General features: G+C 72.8%; 6 protein-coding genes. All 6 read right to left on the bottom strand.

The genetic code is table 11. The annotated features are described in order from the left end of the window. Positions 1-2: 2 nt before the first annotated feature. Positions 3-596: an aminoacyl-tRNA hydrolase gene (pth, locus tag NBZ83_RS30480; protein WP_261576345.1), complete on the bottom strand. Its 594-nt coding sequence runs from the start codon at positions 594-596 to the stop codon at positions 3-5. A 69-nt stretch (positions 597-665) separates the two neighbouring features. Next, positions 666-1,289 carry a 50S ribosomal protein L25/general stress protein Ctc gene (locus tag NBZ83_RS30475; protein WP_261571231.1) on the bottom strand — a complete coding sequence of 208 codons (624 nt, stop codon included), beginning with the start codon at positions 1,287-1,289 and terminating at the stop codon, positions 666-668. Between the two features lie 180 nt (positions 1,290-1,469). Beyond that, positions 1,470-2,063 carry an Asp23/Gls24 family envelope stress response protein gene (locus NBZ83_RS30470; RefSeq protein ID WP_261571232.1) on the bottom strand — a complete coding sequence of 198 codons (594 nt, stop codon included), beginning with the start codon at positions 2,061-2,063 and terminating at the stop codon, positions 1,470-1,472. Next, positions 2,060-2,773: a DUF6286 domain-containing protein gene (locus tag NBZ83_RS30465; protein ID WP_261576346.1), complete on the bottom strand. Its 714-nt coding sequence runs from the start codon at positions 2,771-2,773 to the stop codon at positions 2,060-2,062. Before NBZ83_RS30465 ends, NBZ83_RS30470 begins: the two co-directional genes overlap by 4 nt. A 180-nt stretch (positions 2,774-2,953) precedes the next feature. Further along, positions 2,954-3,397: an Asp23/Gls24 family envelope stress response protein gene (locus NBZ83_RS30460; protein ID WP_261576344.1), complete on the bottom strand. Its 444-nt coding sequence runs from the start codon at positions 3,395-3,397 to the stop codon at positions 2,954-2,956. After that, entirely contained in the window at positions 3,394-3,582 is a 189-nt protein-coding gene (locus NBZ83_RS30455; protein WP_261559062.1) for a DUF2273 domain-containing protein, read from the bottom strand. Before NBZ83_RS30455 ends, NBZ83_RS30460 begins: the two co-directional genes overlap by 4 nt. Positions 3,583-4,195 lie beyond the last annotated feature (613 nt).

Genomic DNA, 4,195 nt, shown 5'->3' with positions numbered 1-4,195 from the left:
CGTCAGAGCAGGGCGTGAAAGCGGTTCTGCGTGGGCTCCAGGCCGTCGGTGATAAGCATTTCAGCCGAGTCGGCGGCATGCTCCAACAACAGCGGCAGCTCGCGCCGCTCTGCCGTGCCGAAATCCCGCAGCACGAAGTCGGCCGCGTCCATTCGGCCCGGCGGGCGACCGATGCCGACCCGGACCCGCAGGTAATCGCGGGTACCGAGGGCAGAGGAGATCGACCGCAGCCCGTTGTGGCCGTTGTCCCCGCCGCCGCGCTTGAGCCGGACCGCCCCGAACGGGATGTCCAGCTCGTCATGCACGACGATGACCCGGGCCGGATCGATCTTGTAGAAGGTGCGCACCGCCGAGACGGGCCCACCGGAGAGGTTCATGAAAGACAGCGGGCGAGCAAGAACTGCACGCGCGCCGGCAAGGCGGACCTCGGCGACGTCCGCCCGGGAACGGTGCGACTTCAGCCGCGACCCGGCCCGCTCGGCGAGCAGGTCGACGACCATGAAGCCGGCGTTGTGGCGGTTACCCGCGTAATCCGGGCCCGGATTACCCAGTCCGACGACGAGCCACGGCCCGTCGTCGGTCGGCACGTTCGTCATCGACAGCTCATCCGCAGATCATCGGCAGGTGACGAGAGACGAGGAAGTCGACAGGGAGAGCCGTCCGCCTCAGGCGGACGCGCTCGCCACGCCGGCCTCCTCGGTCGCCTCCGTGGTCTCGCCAAGCTCGGCGTCCTGCTGGGCGACGGTCCGCTTGGCCAGGCACTGCACGACGACCAGGTCGGGATCGGCGTCGAGCTCGGCGCCCTCGGGCAGCGGCAGCTGACGGGCGAACACGGCGGTGCCCGGCTCCAGGCCGGTGATGTCCACCTCGATGGCGTTCGGCAGCTGCGACGCGTCGGCCTTCAACGCGATCGAAGTGACCTGCTGGTCGATCAGCGTGTCGGGGTGGGGTTCCCCGATGACCTGCACGGGGATGTCTGCGACGACCGTCTCGCCCCGGTTCACCAGAACCAGGTCGATGTGCTCGAAGCTGCCCCTGATCGGGTGCCGCTGGACGTCCTTCGCGAGCGCGAGCTCGGTGCCGTCAGCAAGCTCGAGCGTCAGCAGGACGTTCGTGCCGGCGACGGTCTTGAAGGCGTGCATCAGGTCGTGTGCGGGCAGGGCGATGTGGCGCGGCGGCTTGCCGTGACCGTAGAGAACAGCGGGGACCTTGCCGGCGCGGCGGGTGCGACGAGCACCGCCCTTACCGAACTCGGTGCGCGGCTCCGCGGCGATGCGGACCTCGGACATGGCGGCGCTCATCCTTTCCAGAACATGGGATTCCATCGCCGGAGGGCGGGAGAACCACCGCGGCGCGGTCCTTCACAGTACCGGACGCTTCGCGGAAGGCGGACGACCACCCCGGTCTGTCAAGACCCTGCGCGGACTCAGACCGTCACGGCGGCGCCGGTCCCGGCCGGGACCACGGCGTCAGCGGACGTCGGGCCCGCGACGAACCCCGCCGACGGCCGTGACATCCACCTGAGCTGGCAGGTCGGGGCGCCCGAGCGCCCGCCGGGCCCGTTCCAGCACCGGGCCGCACACCTGGCCGAGCACGCCGGGCACATCGGTGCCCCGCGCCACCCGCACCGCGATCTCCAGCGACGGTTCATGCCGGCCCCGCAGCTCGACCCGCGCCCCCCTGACGCCCGTTATCCCGGCCACGTCGTCCTCGACGGCGTCGGTCAGCGCGGTCGCCGGCAGGTGCACGTCGCCGAGCTCATCGTGGGTCACGTCCAGCCCATGGGACCTGTCGGTGCGGAACTGCTGCGCCAACCAGACCAGCGCCAGCAGGGCGATCAGCGCACAGGCGACCCCGACCACCAGCCAGAACCAGCCGTGGTCCGCGGCGAAGTCACGGGCGTCCGGGTCGAGCACCGGTCGGTCCGCCCGGTCGTCTCCGAACACGCCGGCCCCGACGAGCAGCGCGACCACGCCGACCGCGGTGAACAGCAGACCCAGCGCGGCGAGGACGACCTGGTTGCGCCGGTCGATCGACGGCGTGCGCGGCCCGAGCCCGGTCACGCTCCCTCGCCTCCCCGCCGAGCCGCGGCACCCACTCTGGAGCCGTCCGGACCGTCGGGCTCGACCGGACCGTCGGGCTCGGTCCGACCGGCACCCTCGGAGGGCCCGACGTACCCGCCCGGACCGCCCCGACCAGCCGGGCCGTCATGCCTAGCCGGCCCGTCGCCACCAGCCAGTTCGTGCCGGCGATCGGCCGACGGCGTGGCGGCCCGGACGATCAGCTCGGGCGGGTCGGCCAACGCGAAGGCGTCGAGCTCCTCGCGCAGCACGGCGCCGACCCGTTGCGGCGCACCGATCACGGTGCGGGGACGTAGGCGCAGCCGGACATCCGCGGCCCGCCGGTCCACCCGGACCCGGGCCCGCTCCACCCCGTCGACGGCGAGTGCCGTGGCCCGCAGGTCCCGGGCCAGCCCGCGCCGGTTGACGAAGACCCCGACCCGCGGGCAGTCCCAGCGGGTACGCAGCCGGGTGGGCGTGCCGCGCCGGAACGCGGTCCCGATCAACAGCAACCCGACCAGCGCGACGAACCCGGCGGCCAGCAGCACCGGCCCCGCCGACCAGGCGGTGTCACTCAGGTAGTCCGCCCAGCTTCGCTGGTCGATCAGGATGTGCCCGCCGCCAGCGGCGGCAGCGACGATCTCGATGACGGCGATGACACCGGCAACCGCGACCAATGCGGCGAGCAGTCCCGAGACGATCCGGCGTCCCATCCGCACGATGTCCACCCCCCGTCGAGTCCACCCTTGTCCACTACCTGTGCCCAGTTGCGTACTAACAGACACCGCCTTTTCCCGTCCCTCCGCCGTGCCGGGAGGTGAAACGGGCCCGGAGGCGGCGGAAGGGGCCGATCCCGACGCCGCGGACGAACCGTCAGGGATCACCGGGAATCATCAGTCCGGCTCGCCGCTGCCGAGGCTCAGGGAGGACACCTGGATATCGAGGTGGGTGACCCGCATACCGGCCAGCGCCGCGACCCGCTCCCGCACCTCGCCCCGCACCCGCTCGGCGGTCTCGCCGACGGGATTCGGATACCGCACGGAGAACGTCATGGTCAGCCGCGCCGTGTTGCCCTCGATCCGGGCGTCCACCCGGGGTCGGCGAGCGTTCCCGCGCCACCGAGCACCGCCGTGCCACCGGACCCCCCCGTGGCGCGCGGGCCGCCGCGGCGGCCCGGTGACCCCGACCACCTCCGTGGCTGCCATCGCGGCGATCTTCTCCACGACCCGGTCGGCGACGCGGAGCGAACCCGTCCCGGCGGACCCCCCGCGCCGGGTGCCGGCGGAGTCGTCGGGCCGGGTGCCGGCGGAGTCGTCGGGCCGGGACGGCCTCGTCACCTCCGGCTCCGGCGCCGATCGGCGCCCACGTAGCGGGTTATGTCGAGATCGCCGTCGACCACCTTGCCGACGACCAGCCCGATCGCCCCGAAGACCACGACGATCAGGAACTCGCTGAACCCGCCGAAGGCGAGAGCGAGCCCGGCGATCAGGCCGGTGATCAGACCGAGTGCTGCTGCTCGCATGGTGACGTCCCTTCCGGTCCACGACCCGTCCAGTCGGGTGGTACGTCCGGCGTGCCCCTCGGACGGGCAAGGAAGGGGCCATTTGTGTGATCGTCACATGTGGTGAGACATCGCCACGGTTCCTGCGAAGGGTGTCGCATCACCGGCTCCGAGAGCCACGCCGTGCTCCTGGACCGTCCTCTCGGTGTACCCACCGGACGTCGAGTCGACGGGCCCACCGCCTACCGAGGCCCGGCCATACCGCCGCGCGGCCCGGCCATCGCTGCCGCGCGACGCCACACCAGGCCCGGCCGCGGTCCGTCATCCAGCCGGCCAGCTGCTCGGGCATGGTGCGCCGGCGGTAGGCCGTCGGCCGCGAGGCGGCACCGGTCGACGAGCCCGAGCCCGAGGCCGAGCCCGACGAGCGGCGCAGCGCCCGCAGTCCCTCAGCGAAAGCGTAGGGATCCCCGCCGCGGTCGGGGTGATGCGTCCGAACGAACGCACGGACCTCCGCTCGACGCCGGGCCGCGTCGGCGTCGGCGTCGGGCCGGGCATCCGCACGGGCGGCGTCACCCGTATTTCGGGGGGTCACCGCTGCCATGCCCCCGGCTCCTCGCCATCCCCCGGCTGCGCC

Source organism: Frankia gtarii (assembly GCF_025403375.1).
Classification (GTDB): Bacteria; Actinomycetota; Actinomycetes; order Frankiales; family Frankiaceae; genus Frankia; species Frankia gtarii.
The sequence above is the reverse complement of the archived record's forward strand: the minus strand, read 5'-3'. Positions and strand labels throughout refer to the sequence as shown.

What these genes read in the sequence shown, in the direction of transcription:
- NBZ83_RS30465 (WP_261576346.1), bottom strand. Translation starts at nt 2,773, where the DNA reads ATGGGACGCCGGATCGTCTCGGGACTGCTCGCCGCATTGGTCGCGGTT.
- pth (WP_261576345.1), bottom strand. Translation starts at nt 596, where the DNA reads ATGACGAACGTGCCGACCGACGACGGGCCGTGGCTCGTCGTCGGACTG.
- NBZ83_RS30475 (WP_261571231.1), bottom strand. Translation starts at nt 1,289, where the DNA reads ATGTCCGAGGTCCGCATCGCCGCGGAGCCGCGCACCGAGTTCGGTAAG.
- NBZ83_RS30455 (WP_261559062.1), bottom strand. Translation starts at nt 3,582, where the DNA reads ATGCGAGCAGCAGCACTCGGTCTGATCACCGGCCTGATCGCCGGGCTC.